Below are 20,626 nucleotides of genomic sequence, written 5' to 3' on the forward strand. Positions count from 1 at the left end.
TAATAAATGTAAAGGGTGAAAGATATGAATGAGACGCAAAAAAACATACTGGATTATGTGGCGAAAATAACCATGAAATATAATGAAAATAATTTTTGCATGTCGAATTATTCGGCTGATGCAATCAGTAAAATACTGTTGATCAGTAGGAGCTTGGTTAGCAAATATCTGAATGATTTTTTTAAAGAAGGGATATTAATTAAAATCAGTTCCAGGCCTGTACTGTTTTTATTCAAGAAGATGTTGGAAGAAAATTTTAAAATATCTTTTAATGAAAATGAGTTTTTAAGTCTCGATAATTTTAATCGATATCTTCAAGAAAACAGCCGAAGTAAAAAGGATTTTGAAAATGCCATTGGTTCTCAAGGATCTTTATTTTCTGTAATCAACCAATGTAAAGCATGTGCTGAATATTCCAGCAAAGGATTACCTGTTATCTTATACGGTGAACCCGGAGTAGGAAAAAAGTTTCTTGGCAGATGTTTTTACGAGTATCTAAAAAATAAGCATCTCACAAGTGAAGAAGCGTTATTTGAGGAATATATCTTTTTTGAAAATGGGAATTGGAAAGATACAGAAAAAAATATATTCGGATCTATTTCTGAAACAGAAGGTAAGAAGAAATATTTACCGGGGGCTTTATCGCGTATTAAGGACGGCGTCTTATGTATAGGTGATATTAAATTTCTTCCACCCGAATTGATATCCAAATTTAAACTGCTCTTGACTGATAATGTATTTTATCCGTATGGAGAACGAAATACTTCATTTAAATCACATGCAAGACTTGTTTTTTTCACAGAAAAAGAAACTGATGCCAGAAAGATAGAGGAATTATTGCAATACATTCCATCAATTTGTAAAATACCAAATCTAAAAGGGAGATATCCAGATGAAAAAGAGGAGCTAATTATTCATGCTTTACTTGAACAGGAGATTCTTTCCGAAAGAAAGATCTTTATTAGCAGTAAAGCATTGCAAGTACTAAACCTATTGGAATATCCTCAAAATATTATTAGTATCCAAAGTACGATCAGAAAAATATGTATGATGGCTAATGTGATTAAAGGCCAGGATCATATTGAAATATATACTTATAATATTCCCGAGGAATTACAATTGCAGTCGAATATAACTGAAAACAGCGGCAAAGTAAATGATTCCCTAATTGCCGTTGACAATTATCAGAATGGCAAGGATACGAAGCGTTTATTTTGGGCCTTTGGATTAGTTTTTGAAGTGTTTGAAAAATTAAAAATAGGCGTTTATTCAGATAAGGATTTTATTCATAAATTGATTCCAATCATCAAAGATTTTGAAAACTGTATTCCATATTCGAATTGCTCCTATCTCGGGGTTGACAAATATTTTAATGATCAACGCATTGTTATCGTCATCAACCGCGTACTTCAAATATATCATGTGAGTTTACCAGCCAATATATCTTTATTGGTTTCGAATATTATCTTCTCCAGATATAAAAGTGATCATGATTATACAAAATGGGAGCAAGAAAAACGCGGAATATTAGAGGAAATTCTTACTTATTTTGAATCGAATTATGTTAACTCAACCTTTATTATAGATAAAATTGACAGATATCTGAGGAATAATTTAGAGATCAAATTAGATAATGGATCAAAGATTATATTAAATATCGTATTAATGAAATATGAAAAAAGCAGTGAAGAAAGAAAGTATTTGAGCATTATTGTGGCACATGGATATGCAACGGCAAGCAGTATTGCTAAATTGGCAAACAGCTTATTAGGGGAATATTTTTTCGAAGCTGTTGATGTGGAATACGGAACTCCTGTAGATGAAACCATCAATCAAATTGAAGGGTATATTCAAAGATTTTCAATGAAAAGCGATGTATTGCTGATTGTTGATATGGGATCACTGGAGAAAATCGGAGAAGAATTGTCAAATCGTCTTAATCGGAACTTGGTTGTTATAAATAATCTTTCGGCAAAACTGGCTATTGACATAGGAACATCCATTCTGAATGGAAAAGATATTCCGGAAATTATTGAAAAAGACGCAAAGGATTTGACTCCCGAGTTTAAATTGTTCAAAAAGCAGAGCGTCCAAGATGCCGTTGTATTCACATCAGAAAATGGAACAGTTATGGCAGAGCGAATGATGAAGCTGTTTCGTGAAAGTCTTCCAAGAGAGATAGACGTAATATTTACTGTTCACGATTTCTCCTCTTTTATGAAAAGCAGCACAAAAGATAAAATATTTGAACAATATCATGTTCTATTCGTGGCAGGAACTTCTAATCCAAATCTTCCAGAAGAAAAATTTTTGACCCTGGACGATATGGTCGAAGTCGGTAATATCGGAAAGATCAGTCGTTTGCTGGGGGGATATTTAGAACCGAATCAGTTGGACGAATTAAAGCAGAATCTATTGAAGAATTTTACTTTAAACAATGTTATTAATTATTTAACCATCTTAGATCCGAAAAAAGTTTTGGATTCTGTTTTGGATGCATTGGGACAGATGCAAGAACATTTGGCAGTTCCATTCAATGGCGCCTCTATACTGGGGCTTACCGTTCACCTCTGTTGCATGATTGAAAGGCTGGTAAGAAAAGAAGCTATCGGAGCATCTGAGGATATCGATGAGTTCATTAAAGAAAAGAGTGATTTTATTGCTGTTGTAAATATCAGTTTTTCGGACATTTTAGATAACTACAATATTTCAATACCAACAAGCGAAATAAAGTATATCTACAATTATGTAGCCGAAGATTTAAAGAGAGCTAAACAAGGAAACCCGATTTCATAATGAGAATCATTTTTTTGAGTTCATAAACCTTTTCAAATACGCCAGTACTGGAAGAACAAAATACCATTTCAAAACGTTAAGTATATGAAGCTTGCTCCTCGATTCCCCCAAGCGAAGATTACTGGCCCAAAACGCAATCAAAGGAATACAAAATGCGAATGGCATGAAGAGTATGGTTGTACTTCATGAAGGAGGTATCTGCTTTGAAAAGGTGTCAAATCGCAGGTATGAATAAACATTATCGATTTTATACAATAGAGGATTTCTTTTTATCTCTCCAAAAAATTGGAATACATAATGTGGAATTGTGGAGCTGTGCTGCTCATTATTTTTTCGATTACAGAGAATTTCAGGATCCTAAGCCATTGCTGCGGAAAGCCAGCAGCTATGGGATTAAGATTATATGCTTTACGCCGGAACAGAGTAATCCGCGCCCTTACAATCTGGCTTCTAGGGAACCGGAGCTTCGAGAAAAAACCCTGAATTACTATAAAAATGCAATAAAGGTTTCCTGTGAATTGGAATGCAAACGTCTGGTGATAAACGGCGGATGGCATTTCTATTCTGAGTCCTTTGAGGACGGCTGGAAGCGTTCTGTGGAACTGTTGCGCCAAGTGGTGGAATTTGCGCAGCGAAACGGTGTCGTTCTGGATCTTGAGCCAGTCAGTACGGCCGGCCCACAGCTCATAAAGAGATTGACGGCGGTACAGAGAATATTAAAGGAAGTGAACAACCCCTGCTTGCACGTTGTAGCGGACACGACGAACTTGGAAATGGGAGGCGATTCCTTGCAGAAATACTATGAAGCCTTAGGAGAGCGACTGGATCATATCCATTTTGTGGATGGCAATCCCGACGGACATCTCGCCTGGGGTGATGGCACAAGAGACGCCAGTAAGCTGATTGCTCTTTTGGACAAATACCATTACACCGGATATTTGTCCCTTGAGATTGAGGGTCCGCAGTATCTTCAGCAACCGATAGACGCTGATTTGAGTTCCATGAAGGCTCTGGAACCATTCCTGCAATAATATGTAAAGGTGGAAAAAAATGAGAAAATTTTTACTAGCAAGCCATGGCACACTTGCGCAGGGTATGCTGGACGCGGTAACACTGATCCTTGGCAAGCTTCCAAATGTAGGCGTCATGTGCGCTTATTCCCAGCAGGGTTACGATCTGACAAAGGAAATAGAATCCGTGATTTCCAGTTTGGATGATGGGGACGAACTGATCGTTATCACCGATTTTTTCGGGGGAAGTGTAAACAATGAATGGATGCGGCACCTTTCGGGAGGCCACATATATCTTGTGGCTGGCATGAATCTATGTATGTTGCTCGAACTTTTCTGCAGTAAGGAAGGCGTCGAGCAGGCAATCGGACAGGCAATCACGCTTTCCACAACAAATATGCGCTATTGCAATCCTCTTATTTCCGCTACGGTCGAAAACGATAAGTTTTAAAAAGAAAAAGCGTTCCCTGTAACGGAAAAAGTCAGCTTTATGAAAAGAATATCCGTAAAATGATACACGCAGGATCTAATCCCGAACAAGCATCGGGATATCCAAAATAAATTAGGAGGCAGCTAATATGATTATTCCCATGGGAGATCTGCTGGCTAAGGCAAAAAAAGAAGGGTATGGTGTCCCGGCCCCAAATTGTTTCAACCGCGAGTCTATTGAAGCATGTTTTTTGGCAGCGAAGGAACTGCATGCGCCGGTTATTTTAGACGTGGCTTATGTCCACGGCCTAGAGGAATGCGGTGCCATCGCCCGTTTTTATGAGCATAAGTATCCTGAAATCCCCGTCGCACTCAACCTCGACCATGGACGTGATTTCAAAAGTGCGATTCTTGCAATTCGTTCCGGCTTTAGTTCAGTTATGGTAGATCGCTCTGAAAAGCCATATGCTGAAAACGTGTCTGAAGTCAAGGAAATTGTAAAAATTGCACATACACTTGGCGTATCAGTTGAGGCTGAACTCGGACATGTCGGGCAAGGTTACGAATATGAACAGACCAGGGACGCCGGACTGACGCACCCCGACGAAGCGGCGGGGTTTGTGGAGGAAACCGAGATCGATTGCTTAGCGGTAGCGGTCGGCACCTCCCATGGCCAATACAAGGGGACTCCCCATATTGATTTTGACAGACTCAGTCAAATTGCCAAACGGGTTTCGTTGCCGCTAGTTCTCCATGGCGGCTCTGGGACGGGTGACGAGAATCTTGCGAAAAGTATCCACAGTGGTATTCAAAAAGTAAATCTCTTCACAGATCTGAGTATGGCCGGAATGCGGGCCATGGACCAGGGGCTTCACGGTGCCACCAGCAATGTTGGTGACGGGGAATTTGCATGCAAAAATCTGAGTGACGCCATCAATGCCGGGATGATTGGGTATCGCGAAAAGCTAATGCATTATATGAAGCTTTTCGGCGCAGAAGGCCGCTGGTAACCGAAGCCGTACACAATACCTCAGAGAATTTCAAGAAAATAAAAAAGGAGTGGATAACTATGGATCAGACTGAAACGATGCGATTTGCTGTATTGGAGGGGGTGAAGAAGGCAACTGTACATACCCGACGACTACCCAAACCAGGCGCGGGAGAAGTCCTTTTAAAAAACAGCGCTTGCAACATTTGCACGACGGACTATGGCCAGTGGCTTGGCCTCCGCCAGCATCAACCCTTTCCAAAAGCCGTTGGCCATGAGACCAGTGGCGTCATTATCGCTAAGGGACCTGACGTAGGTGAGGAATTCCAAGTAGGTGACCACGTGGCCATCGGTAACGAGAGTTGTGGCGAATGCCGCGCCTGCAAAACAGGACGTACCAGCGAATGCACTGGGGGAAACTTTTCCGGAGCGGTTCCAAGCGAAGATGGCTATTATGGAATTTTTGGATGTTCGGATTACCTCGTAAAGCGGGCGCGTGCACTGTATAAGATGGAGCCGTCCATCGACCCCTCTGAGGCTGCTTTTCTTGAACCTCTAGCTACCGTTGCGGAAGGCTGTAACAGGCTTCGAATTCAGCCGAAAGAACGAATCGCCGTGATTGGCGCCGGTACTATGGGATTACTTAATGCGCAGGTCGCCCGAACCTATGGCTGCAGGGTTTTCATTACAGAGATGATGGATAAGAAACTGAATACCGCTGCTGACATGGGGTTTGACGTAATTGATGTTCGGGCGGCTGATCCGGTGGAACAAATTCTCGCACAGACTGACGGTGAAGGTGTTGACGCAGTAATAGTCGCTGTAGGTGCCACATCGGCCAATGAACAGGCCATCCGTATGCTGAAAAAATTGAGAGGCAGGGCCCTGTTTTTCGCTGCGGGTTATCCTGCACCAGAACTGCATGTTGACTCTAATCTTATTCACTATCGAAAGCTGGAATTGATTGGTACATATAGCGCAGATCGAGTAAGCTTTGTTGAGGCGGCGCGTCTGCTCAATGAGCGTGAAGTGGATGTATCTCATTTGATTGAAGCCCGTTTTCCCCTCGACGATCTGCAGCAGGCTTATGAAGCGGCGGCAACCCAGGGCGCTTATCGCGTCAGCGTCCTGTTGTAGGGAGGACTTGTTGCATTGGGCCATGGTGTAAAATCGGTATCCTCATTCGATGCGGATGTCATTTCTGCGATAAATATCGCAATGGTTGCCGGCATAAATAGTTCTGAGCTGCTGTCAGCCAAAACGTTCATGAAGAGGGTTCTTAAATAATTTCTGATTCTTTTTTAGGGAGGGTTGTCAAATGATACGGTGTGTTCGCGTAGATCATAGGCTGCTTCATGGGCAGGTAGTGTTTACTTGGATGCGCTCTGTCAATGCAGACTGTATTCTGATTGCGAATGATGATGTAGTAAACAACGATATGCGAAAGACAATGCTCAAGCTAACTAATCCCGCCGGGACCAAGTTGGTATTCAAGAGCATTGACGATTCAATCGAAGCGATCAACAGTGGCGTTACTGATAAATACAATTTATTCATTCTGCTGGAAAGCATACCAGATGCGGAACGTCTTACAAGAGGATGCCCGCAAATTCAATCCGTTAACCTGGGGGGAACAAAACCCAAAGAAAATGCGGTAACCATGGAGCGTGTCATTTTTTGCGGACCGGAAGACATGGAATGTCTCAAGGTAATGCTGTCCAGGGGAGTTACGCTTGAGTGTAGACAGGTACCGACGGACCCCACCGTTGTATTGACCGCCAAAATTTTAGCTGAGAAAGGGGAAAAAAGATGATTGCTCAGATTATAGGTGTTGCACTAGCGGCGTTTATTACCAAATTGGAGTTTTATTTTGGTCAGGTGAACTTGGGACGGCCTATTTTTGCCGGAGCGTTGGTGGGCGTTTTTTTAGGTGATATCCAGACAGGTGTTATACTAGGCTTTGCATTGGAATTAATATTTATTGGCTCTTTCTCTGTGGGGTCTGCGACTTCGCCTGATATGTCCACTGCCGCGGTGCTTTGTACCGGTTTCGCTATCACAACAGGACTAAGTACAGAAGCCGCGATTGCGCTGGCAGTGCCGCTAGCACTGCTTGGTGGCGCTATGAAAACGGTGTCTTGGGGTGTGATCACTCCTCTGTTGGAAAACCTGTGTGTGAAACGTGCCGAGCATGATGATATGCGAGGAATCGAAATTATTTTTAATCTCTGGGCAGTTGGCCTCTATGCCGGCGGGTTTGCGATCATTACGGCTCTGGTGTTCTTTGCAGGCCAGGGTGCAGTTAAGGCAATTGTCGGTGCCATTCCGGCAATTATTACCGAGGCTCTTCCTAAGGCTACGGGAATGTTGCCTGCCCTTGGATTTGCACTTCTGATTCGTATGCTTCGAAATAAGGCGGTTATGCCGTTTTTCTTCCTGGGATTCTTATTGGTGGCCTATCTTAAGATTCCGACAATGGGCATTGCTCTAATTGGCGTCATGCTCGCGCTTATTATGCTCACATTGCGTGGCTATTCAACTACTAATAACACAGTTGTATCGACACAGGCAGGAGGGAAAGATGATGATTTCTAATAGCAATGGGGAGAAGAAGCTGGATAAAAAAGATCTGAGAAAGATCTTTCTACGCAGTATTTCCTTCAGCGCTTTTTATAACTATCCTAAGCAGCAAAACGTGGGCTTTTGCTATGCCATATTGCCGGCAATCAAAAAGCTTTATAGCAAAAAAGAAGATCGAGTTTCCGCAATGAAGCGGCATTTAGAATACTTTCTCACTGCCCCCTATATGAGCGGATTCATTTTTGGAAGTACAGTAGCTATGGAAGAGGAAAATGTTAACAATCCCAACTTTGATGTCTCCTCCATCGGAGCCCTAAAGCTTGCACTGATGGGGCCTCTTGCTGGTATTGGCGACTCTATGTTTATGGGCACCCTGAGGATCATTGGCACCGGTATGGCAGCTGGACTTTGCATGTCCGGTAGCATTCTTGGTCCAATATTAATATTTCTCATTCTTAATATTCCTAACTTTCTGGTGCGGTATTATGGCTTCTACGGAAGCTATAGGATGGGCACAAAGGTCTTGAACGATGTAGAAAGTTCGAAAATCATGGAGAAAATTACATATGCATGCACTATTGTGGGCTTGATGGTAGTCGGAGGAATGATTGCTTCCAATGTTAATTTGAACTTGGCGATGTCGATTACAATAGGCAAAACACAGACAACCATCCAGAGTTTCATTGACAGCGTTATGCCTAAACTTCTTCCGTTGGGACTTACGGGTTTTGTCTACTGGCTTTTACAGAAAAAAGTTAGTGTTCTTGCAGTTATCATTGGAATTTTAATCTGTGGTACGGCGCTTGGTGCGTTTGGCATTATCTGAAGGCATAAAGAGTCGCCTATATAATATAGGCGACTCTTAACAAAAAATTTAGATAAACGAGGCTTATTATGAAAAAAATTTTAATTATAGGTGCGGGAAATATTGGCCGAGGTGTTGTTGCGAGCCTTTTCTATGAAGCCGGGTATAGTATCACATTTTATGACGCTGCAGCGGAACGGATGCGGAACCTTTCAAAACGCGGACACTACCTTGTTGTAAAATATACCGATAACGGTCAAGAACAGATGGAGATCAATCATTTCAGTGTGATTGATACAGAAGACCATCAAACACTTGAAAAATCGATAGCCGAGACTGATTTGATTGCATGCTGTGTTTATCCCGGCGCATTTGAATCTGTATGTCGGCATATTGCGTCGGCAATCTGTATGAAAGCAGCCAGCAAAAGCACTTCGGCATTTAATGTTCTTCTATGCACAAATACCCTCCACACTCCAAAAATATTCCATCAGTATCTGGAACGATCTCTTGACGGAAACGGGTCGGCGCTTGACTATCTTCGGAAACAGACCGGACTTTCCCAGGTGCTCGTATCCATAGGCGGGATGCCTTCTTCATCGGAAATTTTAGAAAGGGATCCGTTTGCCGTAGCTGCAAATTTTATAGGAGGGCGCCTAGAAATCAATCAGGACACATTCATTGGGAATATTGATGTACCGAAGGTATCTCTCCTGCCTAAAGCAGAGACATATCTTGTGCGGAAGCTATTTGTCGCTAATATGAAACACTGCATGACCGCCTATATGGGAGCAGCCTGCGGATGTGACTATCTGGACGAATGTTCAAAGATATCTGAAATCTCCTGGGCATCTGAAGCAGCTTTCTCTGAAGCAGAACGCGCTGTGTCACTAGAGTATGGATTCAATTCGGAGGAAGAGGACACTTGGCGATTGAATGCACTTAAACGAGCCCAGGTATTGACGCATGATCCGATTTCCCGTGTGGCTGCGAATGCAGTGGAGAAAGTTTCTCACCAAAATCGTTTCGTGGGCCCGGCGCTGCTATGTCTCAAACATCATATCTTGCCGTTCGAGATAGCCCGTGGAATTGCATATATATTCCTATGTGCCCATGAAGAGAAGGCCGACAGTGCGGAAATGAATGCTTTTCTTTCGAAAAACGGAATCGATGCGGCGATTGAAAAGTATTGTGAACTAACAGAAGATGATTATGTTTTGGCCGGATTGATAAAGGGACATTATCTTGCCCTTATACATGCTAAATTGAGCAAATAAGTGGAGGTTTCAAAAATGCGCTATAAGAAATTTCAAAAAGCAAATGTAGACATTTCAGTCATTTCTGTAGGTACTTGGGCAATCGGCGGTAAAAATTATGGCCCGGTGGATCGCAATGACTCTATCGCCGCTATTCATGCAATGATTGATGCCGGGGTCAATCATATTGATACCGCCCCTATTTACGGCGACGGAGCGTCTGAACGGTTGGTCGGTGAAGCCCTTAAAGGGATACGTGATAAGGTTTATGTCACCGCAAAGTTTGGTACATACCACAGCGGTTACACCGGAGAAGTTATTCGAGATGCTCACTATGATAGTGTACTGGCATTTTGTGAGAAATCTCTCGAGCGTCTTGGCCTCGACTACATCGATTTCTATTTTCTCCATTGGCCAGATCCCCAAACATCGGTAGAAGAGACTATGGCCGCGATGAAGAAGCTGAAGGAACAAGGAAAGATCCGTTTTATCGGAGTTTCGAACCACACCATTGAGCAGATGGAGGAAGTCCAGAAATATATTGATCTTGATGTAATACAGCCGCCCTTTTCAATGGTCAATCAATCAGCGCGTGAAGTTATCAATTGGGCCTATGAGCGTGGTATCTCCACCATGACCTATGGATCGCTGGGCGCCGGTATTTTGACAGGCACGATTCGTTCTCTTCCCCACTTTGATCCCAATGATACTCGTGTACGCTTTTACGATTTTTATCGAGAGCCAAAATTCTCTAAAGTTATGGAACTATTAAAATTGCTGGATAAAATTTCTTACAAATATAAGCGACCTCTTTCCCAGATTGTCATCAACTGGACTACACAACAGCCTTTTGTTGGGACGGCACTTGTTGGTGTAAGGAATCCAAAAGAAGCACAGGAAAATTGCGCTGCTTTTGATTGGCAGCTTGAAAACGGAGACATTGAACTCATTACAAAAGCTTTGAATGATCTGAAAATTGGATAAATTCATTTTGGATATAAAATAGCACCGTCAAAGGCGTCATTTCTTGGAGCCTTCATCCAAACTGTCGCCGGGATATCGGCCGGCATATTCTTATCGCACCGGCTTACCTTATTAAGTCCCTTATCATATTTCCGCATAACACACCATCCTGTTCTTCGGTTCTATTATCTTGTGTTTTTGGCTTTTCTATTTTGTTCTATAATGTCGTTTCAAAATGAAAAGGCCCACGAATGTGGATAGGACCGTGTTTTTTGAAAAATCGCTGCTATGGCGAAATTCTAAAGATAAGGAGAATTTGTAAAAAAATGATGTATAAAGGAAATCCCGTTTCGGAAGGCATTGCTGTGGGAGAAACTTTCCACTATATTCCTTTCGTTCCTACAATCGTTCCAGGAAAACTCGTTCATGGTAAGACGGATACCGCTCTGCAAAAATACGAAACCGCCCGGGCGGCAGCCAAAGCTGAACTGGAAACGGTTGTAGGCAATCTTTCCAGAAACGACTCGCAGAAAGCCAAGATTTTTCAGGCCCATCTGGATATATTGTTTGACGCCGTGATGGGCGGAGAAATCCGGGACGAAATTTGCACTCAGCACAGCGCCCCCGATTGGGCGATTGAAAAAACCTACGAAAAATACATCTGCTGTATTGGTCAATCTGGGGATCAGCTGATTCGAGAACGGACGGCGGATCTGCGGGACGTAAAAAACCGCCTCCTGCGCTGTATGCAGGGATTGCCGGAACAAAATCTTTCAACCTTGGAGCGCCCGATTATTTTGGTAACACACGATCTGCTACCTTCCGACACTGCGACGCTAGACCGCGAAAGGGTACTCGCCATTGTAACCGAAGTAGGGGGCTCCACCTCCCATAGTGCCATTATAGCTCGCAGCTACAAAATCCCTGCGTTGTTGGGAATGGAAAACGCCATGGCTCTGCTGCCTTCGGGGAAAACCATTATTGTTGACGCCGTGGAAGGACAGGTTATAACCTCGCCATCAGCAGAAGAGATTGCCTTCTACGAAAGGGAAAAGACAGAATTTGCAGTTAAAATTGAGAAGGTAAGGACTTATTTGACCGCACAGCCTGTTACTGCCGATGGGATTGCCGTGAAAGTTGAGCTGAACATCGAATCCGCCGATGCTCAGGAATTGGAGGGTGGCCGCTATACTGATGGTGTCGGTCTGTTCCGAACCGAGTTTCTTTATATGGGGAAGGATCGACTGCCAACCGAAGAAGAGCAATTGGCTGTCTATAAGAAGGTGCTTACCGAATTTGGCAGGCGTCCCGTGGTCATCCGCACTTTGGATATCGGTGGCGATAAAAAGCTTGAATGTTTAAATTTGCCGCAGGAAGAGAACCCATCTTTAGGCAATCGCGCTTTGCGTCTATGTCTGCAAAAGCCTGAAATTTTTTTGACCCAACTGCGGGCTTGCTTACGGGCCAGCGTCTATGGTAACCTATGGCTGATGTTTCCTATGATAAGCAGCATGGATGACATCCACAGAGCTAAGGATATGTTGGAAAGCGCTAAGGCCCGGCTGGATAAGCAGGGATTTGCCTACAGCCCAGATATTAAAATCGGAATTATGGTGGAAATCCCTTCTATTGCTTTGATAGCAGATATGGCAGCTAAGGAGGTCGATTTCGCCAGTATTGGCACCAACGATTTAACTCAGTATGCCACCGCCGTGGATCGGATGAATCCAGCTGTCCATGAATATTATCAGCCTTACCACCCGGCACTTTTCCGCTTGATCGGGTATGTGGCGGAGCAGTTTGAAAAGTATAACAAACCCGTGGGTGTCTGCGGCGAATTGGCAGGCGATAAGCTAGGAGCATCTGTACTTATCGGCTTGGGAATACGTCGTCTCTCTATGGGATCTGCCTCTATTGCTCAAACCAAAAAGCTGATCTGTCATTTGACATTGGAAAAGGCTCATATTCTGGCGGAAGCCGGACGTATGTTACCCAACTCTGAAGCGGTGAAATTTTATTTGCAAGAACAATTGAAAGATATCCTATAAGTTTTCAGCATTGACTATTTTTTTATTGCAGACCCGAGCAGGAGGTAAATAAAATGTATTATAAAAAAATCACTATCCAAAACAAAACTGGTCTCCATGCACGCCCCGCTTCCCAATTTATTAACTGTGCTAGTAAATTTAAATCCGAGATTGTTATAAAAAAGCTTTCAGATAAAAAAGAGGCTAACGCCAAATCCATCGTTATGCTTCTTTCCCTCAGCCTTGCCCAAGGGGAGAAAGTGGAAATTCATGCCGAGGGTGAAGATGAGACAGAAGCCGTGGAGGCCTTGGTGGCTTTGATCAATTCCAAATTTGGCGAATAATTGCACGACTTCTTCTCCCCAAAGGGGCAAATTCCATGTTTTCTGCGAGAAATACGACGATGTTCCCCCTGAAAAAATTCACATTGAGCCGCCACAAAAGACGACAAGTGAAAGACCGAGTGCATCCGCAATGTCATCCGGGAATTTACGCGTTTCAACATAATAAAAAGGTAATATGTTCATATGCACTTCACCGCTTCAGGGTGCTAGTCGATTTGGGAGATTGTGAAAACTTAAAGATACTTACTAGCAGCACAAAATTATTTTTATTCAATTCTTCTCCGGATTAAACCGTATTGGCAAGGCACAACAAGTAGGGAATAATAACAAAAATTCTTTATAATCAGATAAAATTATGTAGCTTTAACGCGGGTCCATTTTAGAGTAAGGTATAAAACGGCCGCTTTAATTGTGGTTGTTTTATACCTTGTTTTTTATATAAAAAGGAGGAAAAGGCTATAGTTGACCCAAGGCAATAACCGGAGACAAAATTTATTTTAGGAAGGGGTTTTGCAAAAATCTCCCACTGCCCTTATGGCGCTGCGCTTTCTGCCTTTTTCCTCGTCTTTTATGTGATTAACTCTGTCTCCATTAACTGCTCAATTAAAATGAACTCGGCAGGAAAAGATGGGTTAACATCGGTGTTCTTATAAAGACAATGATGCCCTTGCCGTGTCGGATATTTTTTCTTATTCCATCGGTTGCGTTATAGAGTGACTTATGTGGCACCCTATTTTGGAAAGCTCCAATCGCTCTGCTCTTATGCCGTTTCACTAACCGAAAATGTACGGAAGGCTGCTATATGAAAACATATATTGCACCTATTGCACCAAATACAGGAATATAGTATGGAGGTTTCTCATTCTTATACTGGCAACACATTGATTTACTATTTGAAAACTAAAATTAAACCGTTATTTAGGTAATAATTATAGGTATAAATTAAGATAACTAAACGGCGGTTCACAGCTCAAAGCCGCCGTTTCCTTTGTCGAAAAGTGACACTTTGCAGCAGGCTGGAAATTCCGTATGGTTACGAGTACAAATGGAAATAGCGGAATTTCGATTTCTGTTTAAACATTTTGGATCACCTGCCCAACAAAAAAACGTAAGTTTGGCGGGCCTTTCCCTATGTTCAAATATTGCATTTATCCCTCCAGACTTGCGAGGTTTGGAGGGCGTTTTTATGTCTGTTCAATATGCAAGTTCCGATTTGGCGACCGCTGTTAGAAAGCGGTCAAGCGTGATGAAGCGGACATCTATCTACATATCATCTTAATCGGTAGCTTGTTAAATAAAGTCTTTATCCACCAATGGGATATTTCAGCCATCATGGTATACACACATATCTATCGATAAGAGTTATAAAAACACAAGCCCTATTGGATTTCTTCCAATCGGGTTTTTTATTGTCGATTTTTTCTCTTTTGTGGAATAAGCCCGCTTTTGCCGTGGGTTGCCGCAGTCCACCCCTCCAATCTGAATTTCCAAAAAAATTCAGATTGGAGAAAGGACAATGTTTGATAATACAAATCCCTATACCCTGCGCACGGAGGTTGTCGGGGGTATTACACGTTACTATGTGGCCTTCATGGACGGACAAGCTGTTCTAAGAGAAACGGAGGTGCCCCGTCCAGTTTACCTGGAGTTTCTGCGCTTTGTCAAGGTGGAACGCAATTTTCGCCGCTCTGATGAGCGTCACATTGAGCAGTCCGAGTTGACAGACGAAACGCTCTATAACCGGGCGACGCACCCGCCAAAGAGCGTTGAAGAAACGGCTTTTGACAGCCTGCAAAACGAGCGTTTGCGAAAGGCCATCGCAGAGTTGTCCGAGGTCCAACGGCGGCGGTTTGTTCTGTACCATGAATTTGGGCTGACACACGAGCAGATCGCCAAAATGGAAGATTGCACATTCCAAGCAGTTGCGAAATCGGTGAAAGCCGCGGAAAGCGTAATCAAGATACTTTTCAAATAATCAGGGTTGAAAAATCGCTTCTGAGTGTGGAAACAGGTGAGAGGGTAATTTCCTTCTCACCTGTTTCCCGTTCAATGGACGGTGAACGGGTTGCAGCTTGAAAACTGAATACCCATTCATCAAGCACATCCCCATTGCTTTCGCCAAAAGCATAAGCCACATTAGCGGTTGCGCCATGATGCCGTTATGGAAAGGCAGGAAACAGGGCCATACATTTATTTTTTGCCTGCTTGTCCTTTCTTCCGTAACGGTGAGCGAGAACTTCCGGCTATCAATACCGGGTTGCCCCCGGTACGGCGACGACAGGCAATGGAATTAAAGGTACTCCCGTTCAGTCACAGCCCGAGCGTTGAAGCGGCCGTGAGGCCGTGAGCCGTCGCAGGCAATGAGAGCGGTTGCATGAAACCCATGCAAGGGTGGAACTCCCGTGGAGCGGTATAGCAAGCCGCCGTTTGATGACTTCCCACAGGCGTGAGGGGTGTCGAGGACAAATATCACGCTTTGAAAATACAGGAGCCGGACAGCAAGCAGATCGGCAGGGATTAAAGCTTATTCTATGCTTCCCATCTCTTAAAAGCTGCGCTGTCCGGCCTCCCTACATACCGATTTCGGTGTGAATTTTCAAGGGAGGTTACTCTACATGAACAAATTCATATTGCGGGGTGATTTATACTATGCCGACTTAAACCCCGTTGTCGGTAGCGAACAGGGCGGTATCCGCCCTGTTCTTATTATTCAGAACGATGTCGGAAACAAGCACAGTCCCACTACGATTGTGGCGGCAATCACCAGCAAACCCGGCAAGGCTATGTTGCCCACCCATTGCCCGCTTCCAACAGGAAACGGGCTTGACCGTGATTCCCTCATCCTGCTTGAACAAATCCGCACGATTGACAAGAGGCGGATCAAAGATTACATCGGCGCACTCAGGCAGGAGGATATGCTCAAGATTGACCGGGCCTTAGCGGTCAGCGTTGGGCTTGCGGGGAGGGTGTGACGATGGGTGAACGATTATCCCAGGAGAAAGCCTATCGCATTATGCTTAGACGCTATCCCGATGTTTTGGACATCAAGCAGATGTGCGAAATACTCGGTATCAGCACAAAAACAGGCTACGCTTTGATACAAGAGAATAAAATCGAAAGTTTGAAGGTTGGGAGGGCGTATCGAATCCCCAAGCCTTTTTTATTGAGCTATTTGCGGATTGGCGCAGATTAAAGCCAAAAAGAAAAATCGTACATTTTGAGGATGCTCATCGCTGTGCTAAAATTATGTTGTCAACGGCAAGCGGTGAGTATCCTTGAAAGGAGGAGCATAATGGAACTCACCAAAATGCTTAAAATGGTCAGATTGACCGAGGATGAATTGATCGGCGGCTTTGTGACCGTCAAAAAGAACCTCTATTACATTGTCCTTAACCGCAAGGATGAGGACGGCAAGCGCAGACCGCTTTGGATTTCTACCGAGCTTGAAGCCACCGAGGAAAATAAGGAGGAAGCGGAAAGCAAATGCCTGTCGGAAAGAATCCGATATTCGGTGGACTTAAAGAATGGCGTGGCTGAAATGCCCACCGCCAACTCCCAAAAAGCCACCGCAAAAAAAGCGGAGGACAACACCCCTGTGGAACAGCCCCGAAGTCCGTTGTTTGCGGATTTGCTAAATGAATGGCTTGCCTTTCGCCATCCAAGCAATATTGTGATTGGCGAGGATTTTAACTTTGATAAGCAAATCAAGCTCAACACATGGGCTGGCTATGCGGACAATATCAAGCACAACCTGTACCCGACCTTTATGGCCTACGGCTGCACAGTGCAGGAAGTCACGGTAGATTTGCTGAAAGGGTTTTACTCCAACCGTCTTAAAAACGGCTTGAAGAAAGCCTCTGTCGCAAAGGACTACACGCTCATTAATCAGGCGCTAAACTACGCTATCAGCCGGAAGATGATTGATGTAAACCCTAACAGCGCAATTACCCTGCACAAGATTGAGAAGTATAACGCAGCCACGCTGAACGCTGAGCAAATGCAGCATTACCTTGAGTTTATTCAGGGCGACATCATTGAAATAGCAATTCTGCTCGGCGGGTTTTACGGTATGCGTCGCAGCGAGTGTTTGGGAACGCGGGAATCACAGTTTGATTTTCAGCACGGATTTTTTCGGGCAAACCATACGGTTACGAAAGCAGTCATCGACGGCAAGAAGCTGTATATCCAGTCTGACAAGTTAAAAACCGATTTGAGTAACCGTACCTATCCCCTTATCCCGTATGTTGAAGAACGAGTGAAGGCGAAAATCGCGGAGAACAAAGAACTGAGAGAACTTTGCGGGAACTCCTATAACCGGGAATGGCTTGGCTATCTCTGCGTTCACCAGTTAGGGGAAATCATCGACCCGGACTATATCACAAGCAGACACAACATCTTGCTGAAGAATGCCGGATTGCCACATGTGAGGTTTCACGACCTCCGCCACTCCTGTGTCGGGCTGATGATGGCGAATGAAGTCCCGATGGAGCGGATCAGGGATTGGGTAGGTCATAGCGACATCCGCACCACCGTCAACACCTATGGCCACTTGGAGTATCACTCCAAGAAACAGACCGCCGAGATTATTGGCAACTCATTGACGGGAAAACTTTTGGCAAGAGAAACCGCATTGACAAACGGATAGAACTGACAGCTCAAAAAGCCCGTAAACAGACGGTTTTTTGAAAGTGGTGGATAGAACCATGAACGGAGCAAGAAGAAAAATAACACTGCACAAAAAGGGAGAAAGCCCACAATCCCTTGAGATTGCAGGCTTTCAAATGGCGGAGAGGATGGGATTCGAACCCATGTGACGTTGCCGTCAAACTGATTTCGAGTCAGCCCCGTTATGACCACTTCGATACCTCTCCATGTATAAAATTTTCAAACGCTCTCGGATAGAACTCAGATAGAACAGCCCCAAAACTTGAGGTTATTCGAACTCCGAAAGCGGGAAAAACGCTGATTTCATGCGGCTTTCGGGCTGTGATACTTCCACTCGACCTCCTTCATTTCGAGTCAGTCCCGTTATGACCACTTCGATACCGCTCCGTATATTTCTCACATCAGCTCACCTCAGAAATTGGGGAGAACAGATGGGGAGAACGAGTAAAATATGAAATTATAAAACCCCGAAAAACCCAGTCATATCAAGGCTTTCCGAGCAGAGGCTTACGAAAAACGGTTTTGATTTCGAGTGCGGCTCGTTACGACCACTTCGATACGCTTCCATATGAACGCTGATGATAAGAATTCCGGTGGCTACTGTAGAGCCACTTATACATTTTATCGATTCGGGACGTAAAAGTCAAGTGTTTTTCAAGTTTCATAAGACTGTAAAAAATTCCGGCACAGCATAGGATGTTGTGCCGGAAGAGCAGTAAAGAACATATTATGCCATTAGACAACTTCTAAAATCAGGTGATAATATGCCATTAACAACAAGAGAACTTTTAGCGAAACTAATCAAATGCGAAGCGGGCGGAGAAGGAGACAACGGGATGCGCGCAGTCGCCTCCGTGATTGTCAACCGCGCACAGGTCCCTAACGGGGAATTTGCCCGCGTAAGCAACGGCGGCGATATCCGCGCCATTATTGAACAGCAGGGCCAGTTTACCTGCATGAAAGAGGTAGTCGCCGGCGCTTACAATGCTCAGAACGTATGGAATATGGACCCTGAGGAAGTCCACTATGCAATAGCGGACTGGGCGATCGCGGGGAACATTTTTTCCGGTGTCGGAAACTCCCTCTTCTACTTCAACCCGTTTAATCCCCAATGCCCGCCTTACTTCCCGCCGGGAGGGGCCGGCGTGATTTTCAACAGAATTAATCAGCACTGTTACTATTCTCCTACCTCAGTATACGCGACTACATGATTCTAAGGAGGAATCAAAATGATGGACAATAATAATGCGGTCGGCGAATACAAAATGCCCCCATGCCAGGCCGCTCTTTATCCCACGGCGGAAACCATGAAAAATACGCCGTCTGTCATGGAAGCCGTTGCGAGCTACAATTATATGAATCCTATCCAACAGCAGAAGCAGCCTGCGCAATCAGCCCAGCAATTTCCCGTGGCTTCCCTTCCGCAGACGGGAATGCTGCAATCCGTGACAGGCACAGGGACCGGGCAGCAAACCGGCGCCGCTATGCCGCAGATGCCGTCGCCGCAATCGGGCATAGGGATCATGCGGCAGTCCGGAGACGGGGTACCGCAAACGGTAGGCGGTCAGCAGGCGACAACGTCGGCGACACAGGTTCAGACCGGAATGCCGCCGAGCGTGGTTACGCCGGACAGCCTGCAATATCTGAACGGTTTTTTAAGAACGCAGATCGGCCGGCCGGTACTCGTTACTTTTTTGGTGGGAACCAATACGCTGACAGACCGGACCGGTACCCTGCTGGGTGTCGGTATCAACTATATTCTGATCCGGGAGACCCGGACCGACGACATTCTTGCGTGCGATTTCTACAATATCAAATTTATCAGGTTCTACTATTAATTCGGAAGTGTTTTGTCTCCCTTCACGGGCCCGTGCAAGCCGCAGGGCCCGTAAAAGGGAGTGAAACCGGCGATTGCTCTAACCGGCGGCTTGCACCGTTCGGGCGGCCGAGGCGTCGGCGGGCAGCTCCACAGCGGGCGCCTTGCCGATTCCTTCGATATTTCCGCTGATCTCACATTTGGAGACGGTCACCGCGGTACCGCTTCCGTCTATATTCTGAAAAATCTTGTTGACCGCTTCGGTCGCGTCAAGCTCCACCCTCACAATCTGGCTGGAAGCCTCGTCAACGTAGCAGTAGCCGTAAATGGGGGGCGCGCTGTCCAGCAGGGTCTGCACCACCGTCTGGGAGCCCTGGGACATGCCCGTGGCGGTGACGATATTTTCAATCGTACTGCGCAGCACTTCCTTCTGGAAGGTTAGTTCTATTTTATGTACCTTCTGCGAATCCAATACCGTTTCCCGTACATATTTCTGACCGGAAACATTGCCGAGAAGCCGCAGAATGTCGATTTGTTCCAGCGGGGTGGAGGCGACGCCCTCTGCGGAGGTCTTCTGCCAGCCGCTGCCCGCGTTTGAATAGAACCATACGCCGTCGCTTTCGGTGACGGTGTAAGACACGCTGCTGCCCGTTACGCCGCCCAGAAGCGAGGTCTGGGTGGATTTCAGTGCGAACGGCTTCGCCCAGTAAACGCTGGTGCTGCCGGTTTGATAGGTGTACGGTTTGCTGTCCGCGGTGAATTCCAGCGTATTGTCAATGGCAGCGGTACAGTTCTGAATGGCGTTGGCGTTGGTTTTCGCTTCGCGCATCAGCACGCCGGCGTCCGCTTTTGTGCCGCAGGCGGACAGCCCCGGCAAAAGCGCCGCTGCCAGAAGGAAGCTTACAAATTTTGAAATCTTCATCCTTTACCTCTTTATTTCTCTTTCC

General features: G+C 44.9%; 19 protein-coding genes and 1 tRNA gene. 18 read left to right on the forward strand and 2 right to left on the reverse strand.

The genetic code is table 11. The annotated features are described in order from the left end of the window. The first annotated feature begins 24 nt into the window (after window positions 1–24). The 16 genes from VXK30_RS00960 to VXK30_RS01035 all read left to right on the forward strand — a co-directional run bounded on the left by VXK30_RS00960 (window position 25) and on the right by VXK30_RS01035 (window position 17,843). Window positions 25–2,796: a PRD domain-containing protein gene (locus VXK30_RS00960; protein WP_275714777.1), complete on the forward strand. Its 2,772-nt coding sequence runs from the start codon at window positions 25–27 to the stop codon at window positions 2,794–2,796. Window positions 2,797–2,999: 203 nt separating this feature from the next. Next, complete coding sequence (locus VXK30_RS00965) at window positions 3,000–3,827, forward strand: sugar phosphate isomerase/epimerase family protein (protein ID WP_275714775.1); 828 nt, start codon at window positions 3,000–3,002, stop codon at window positions 3,825–3,827. A gap of 19 nt (window positions 3,828–3,846) precedes the next feature. Then, window positions 3,847–4,257, forward strand: a complete 411-nt coding sequence (locus tag VXK30_RS00970; RefSeq protein WP_275714773.1) for a PTS sugar transporter subunit IIA — start codon at window positions 3,847–3,849, stop codon at window positions 4,255–4,257. Window positions 4,258–4,384: 127 nt separating this feature from the next. Beyond that, window positions 4,385–5,245, forward strand: a complete 861-nt coding sequence (locus VXK30_RS00975; RefSeq protein WP_275714771.1) for a class II fructose-bisphosphate aldolase — start codon at window positions 4,385–4,387, stop codon at window positions 5,243–5,245. A 59-nt stretch (window positions 5,246–5,304) separates the two neighbouring features. Continuing rightward, entirely contained in the window at window positions 5,305–6,360 is a 1,056-nt protein-coding gene (locus VXK30_RS00980) for a zinc-dependent alcohol dehydrogenase (protein ID WP_275714769.1), read from the forward strand. 181 nt (window positions 6,361–6,541) lie between these two features. Further along, window positions 6,542–7,036: a PTS sugar transporter subunit IIB gene (locus VXK30_RS00985; RefSeq protein ID WP_275714767.1), complete on the forward strand. Its 495-nt coding sequence runs from the start codon at window positions 6,542–6,544 to the stop codon at window positions 7,034–7,036. After that, window positions 7,033–7,818 carry a PTS mannose/fructose/sorbose/N-acetylgalactosamine transporter subunit IIC gene (locus VXK30_RS00990; protein WP_275714765.1) on the forward strand — a complete coding sequence of 262 codons (786 nt, stop codon included), beginning with the start codon at window positions 7,033–7,035 and terminating at the stop codon, window positions 7,816–7,818. Before VXK30_RS00985 ends, VXK30_RS00990 begins: the two co-directional genes overlap by 4 nt. Continuing rightward, window positions 7,805–8,629 carry a PTS system mannose/fructose/sorbose family transporter subunit IID gene (locus tag VXK30_RS00995; RefSeq protein WP_275714763.1) on the forward strand — a complete coding sequence of 275 codons (825 nt, stop codon included), beginning with the start codon at window positions 7,805–7,807 and terminating at the stop codon, window positions 8,627–8,629. The genes VXK30_RS00990 and VXK30_RS00995 overlap by 14 nt, the downstream gene beginning before the upstream one ends. Window positions 8,630–8,697: 68 nt before the next feature. Next, window positions 8,698–9,885, forward strand: coding sequence for a 2-dehydropantoate 2-reductase N-terminal domain-containing protein (locus tag VXK30_RS01000; RefSeq protein ID WP_275714761.1), 1,188 nt, complete (start codon window positions 8,698–8,700; stop codon window positions 9,883–9,885). Window positions 9,886–9,900: 15 nt separating this feature from the next. Then, complete coding sequence (locus tag VXK30_RS01005; protein WP_275714759.1) at window positions 9,901–10,848, forward strand: aldo/keto reductase; 948 nt, start codon at window positions 9,901–9,903, stop codon at window positions 10,846–10,848. A gap of 305 nt (window positions 10,849–11,153) precedes the next feature. Continuing rightward, a complete protein-coding gene (gene ptsP, locus VXK30_RS01010; protein ID WP_275714757.1) occupies window positions 11,154–12,875 on the forward strand; it encodes a phosphoenolpyruvate--protein phosphotransferase in 1,722 nt (573 codons plus the stop codon). 53 nt (window positions 12,876–12,928) lie between these two features. Next, entirely contained in the window at window positions 12,929–13,198 is a 270-nt protein-coding gene (locus VXK30_RS01015; RefSeq protein ID WP_275714755.1) for an HPr family phosphocarrier protein, read from the forward strand. Between the two features lie 1,516 nt (window positions 13,199–14,714). Continuing rightward, on the forward strand, window positions 14,715–15,173 hold the full coding sequence (locus VXK30_RS01020; protein WP_275714753.1) for an RNA polymerase sigma factor: 459 nt from the start codon (window positions 14,715–14,717) through the stop codon (window positions 15,171–15,173). A gap of 640 nt (window positions 15,174–15,813) precedes the next feature. Beyond that, complete coding sequence (locus VXK30_RS01025; RefSeq protein WP_275714751.1) at window positions 15,814–16,170, forward strand: type II toxin-antitoxin system PemK/MazF family toxin; 357 nt, start codon at window positions 15,814–15,816, stop codon at window positions 16,168–16,170. A gap of 2 nt (window positions 16,171–16,172) precedes the next feature. Next, window positions 16,173–16,391: a helix-turn-helix domain-containing protein gene (locus tag VXK30_RS01030; RefSeq protein WP_275714749.1), complete on the forward strand. Its 219-nt coding sequence runs from the start codon at window positions 16,173–16,175 to the stop codon at window positions 16,389–16,391. A gap of 99 nt (window positions 16,392–16,490) precedes the next feature. Then, window positions 16,491–17,843 carry a tyrosine-type recombinase/integrase gene (locus tag VXK30_RS01035; protein ID WP_275714747.1) on the forward strand — a complete coding sequence of 451 codons (1,353 nt, stop codon included), beginning with the start codon at window positions 16,491–16,493 and terminating at the stop codon, window positions 17,841–17,843. A 137-nt stretch (window positions 17,844–17,980) separates the two neighbouring features. Here the strand turns inward: VXK30_RS01035 and VXK30_RS01040 are convergent. Then, window positions 17,981–18,069: transfer RNA gene (locus VXK30_RS01040), tRNA-Ser, on the reverse strand. Between the two features lie 558 nt (window positions 18,070–18,627). On the opposite strand from VXK30_RS01040, the gene VXK30_RS01045 reads away from it, so the two are divergent. Together VXK30_RS01045 and VXK30_RS01050 are read left to right on the forward strand one after the other, a co-directional pair. Then, on the forward strand, window positions 18,628–19,074 hold the full coding sequence (locus tag VXK30_RS01045; RefSeq protein WP_275714745.1) for a cell wall hydrolase: 447 nt from the start codon (window positions 18,628–18,630) through the stop codon (window positions 19,072–19,074). A gap of 18 nt (window positions 19,075–19,092) precedes the next feature. Beyond that, window positions 19,093–19,701, forward strand: a complete 609-nt coding sequence (locus tag VXK30_RS01050; RefSeq protein ID WP_275714743.1) for a hypothetical protein — start codon at window positions 19,093–19,095, stop codon at window positions 19,699–19,701. Window positions 19,702–19,779: 78 nt separating this feature from the next. On the opposite strand, the gene VXK30_RS01055 is transcribed toward VXK30_RS01050, so the two are convergent. Next, a complete protein-coding gene (locus VXK30_RS01055; protein ID WP_275714741.1) occupies window positions 19,780–20,601 on the reverse strand; it encodes a hypothetical protein in 822 nt (273 codons plus the stop codon). Window positions 20,602–20,626 lie beyond the last annotated feature (25 nt).

It is taken from the genome of Caproiciproducens sp. CPB-2, assembly GCF_036287215.1.
Classification (GTDB): Bacteria; Bacillota; Clostridia; order Oscillospirales; family Acutalibacteraceae; genus Caproiciproducens.

Excerpts from the sequence above, each read along its gene's own strand:
- VXK30_RS00960 (WP_275714777.1), top strand. The coding sequence starts at position 25 with ATGAATGAGACGCAAAAAAACATACTGGATTATGTGGCGAAAATAACC.
- VXK30_RS00970 (WP_275714773.1), top strand. The coding sequence starts at position 3,847 with ATGAGAAAATTTTTACTAGCAAGCCATGGCACACTTGCGCAGGGTATG.
- VXK30_RS00975 (WP_275714771.1), top strand. The coding sequence starts at position 4,385 with ATGATTATTCCCATGGGAGATCTGCTGGCTAAGGCAAAAAAAGAAGGG.
- VXK30_RS00980 (WP_275714769.1), top strand. The coding sequence starts at position 5,305 with ATGGATCAGACTGAAACGATGCGATTTGCTGTATTGGAGGGGGTGAAG.
- VXK30_RS00985 (WP_275714767.1), top strand. The coding sequence starts at position 6,542 with ATGATACGGTGTGTTCGCGTAGATCATAGGCTGCTTCATGGGCAGGTA.
- VXK30_RS00990 (WP_275714765.1), top strand. The coding sequence starts at position 7,033 with ATGATTGCTCAGATTATAGGTGTTGCACTAGCGGCGTTTATTACCAAA.
- VXK30_RS00995 (WP_275714763.1), top strand. The coding sequence starts at position 7,805 with ATGATGATTTCTAATAGCAATGGGGAGAAGAAGCTGGATAAAAAAGAT.
- VXK30_RS01000 (WP_275714761.1), top strand. The coding sequence starts at position 8,698 with ATGAAAAAAATTTTAATTATAGGTGCGGGAAATATTGGCCGAGGTGTT.
- VXK30_RS01005 (WP_275714759.1), top strand. The coding sequence starts at position 9,901 with ATGCGCTATAAGAAATTTCAAAAAGCAAATGTAGACATTTCAGTCATT.
- ptsP (WP_275714757.1), top strand. The coding sequence starts at position 11,154 with ATGATGTATAAAGGAAATCCCGTTTCGGAAGGCATTGCTGTGGGAGAA.
- VXK30_RS01015 (WP_275714755.1), top strand. The coding sequence starts at position 12,929 with ATGTATTATAAAAAAATCACTATCCAAAACAAAACTGGTCTCCATGCA.
- VXK30_RS01020 (WP_275714753.1), top strand. The coding sequence starts at position 14,715 with ATGTTTGATAATACAAATCCCTATACCCTGCGCACGGAGGTTGTCGGG.
- VXK30_RS01025 (WP_275714751.1), top strand. The coding sequence starts at position 15,814 with ATGAACAAATTCATATTGCGGGGTGATTTATACTATGCCGACTTAAAC.
- VXK30_RS01030 (WP_275714749.1), top strand. The coding sequence starts at position 16,173 with ATGGGTGAACGATTATCCCAGGAGAAAGCCTATCGCATTATGCTTAGA.
- VXK30_RS01035 (WP_275714747.1), top strand. The coding sequence starts at position 16,491 with ATGGAACTCACCAAAATGCTTAAAATGGTCAGATTGACCGAGGATGAA.
- VXK30_RS01045 (WP_275714745.1), top strand. The coding sequence starts at position 18,628 with ATGCCATTAACAACAAGAGAACTTTTAGCGAAACTAATCAAATGCGAA.
- VXK30_RS01050 (WP_275714743.1), top strand. The coding sequence starts at position 19,093 with ATGATGGACAATAATAATGCGGTCGGCGAATACAAAATGCCCCCATGC.
- VXK30_RS01055 (WP_275714741.1), bottom strand. The coding sequence starts at position 20,601 with ATGAAGATTTCAAAATTTGTAAGCTTCCTTCTGGCAGCGGCGCTTTTG.